The sequence below is a fragment of the Bradyrhizobium uaiense genome (assembly GCF_010811875.1).
GTDB classification, from domain to species: domain Bacteria; phylum Pseudomonadota; class Alphaproteobacteria; order Rhizobiales; family Xanthobacteraceae; genus Bradyrhizobium; species Bradyrhizobium uaiense.
The window spans coordinates 1-255 of sequence record NZ_VKHP01000685.1 but is presented as its reverse complement, the minus strand read 5'-3'; the positions used below and the strand labels follow the sequence as shown (position 1 = coordinate 255).

Here is a 255-nt window from a genome sequence, read left to right as displayed (position 1 = left end):
ATCCGAACAAGCCCTACGACATGAAGGAGCTGATCCTGAAGGTCGTCGACGAGGGCGACTTCTTCGAGATCTCCGAGACCTTCGCCAAGAACATCGTCACCGGCTTCGGCCGCATCGCCGGCCGCACCGTGGGCTTCGTCGCCAACCAGCCGATGGTGCTGGCGGGCGTGCTCGACTCCGACGCCTCGCGCAAGGCCGCGCGCTTCGTGCGGTTCTGCGATGCTTTCAACATCCCGATCGTGACCTTCGTCGACG

At 63.9% G+C, this 255-nt stretch carries 1 protein-coding gene; it reads left to right on the top strand.

Translation table 11 applies throughout. From position 1 onward, the window contains the following. On the top strand, nucleotides 1-255 hold a 255-nt coding region (locus FNJ47_RS47075; protein WP_283811405.1), incomplete at both ends, for a carboxyl transferase domain-containing protein.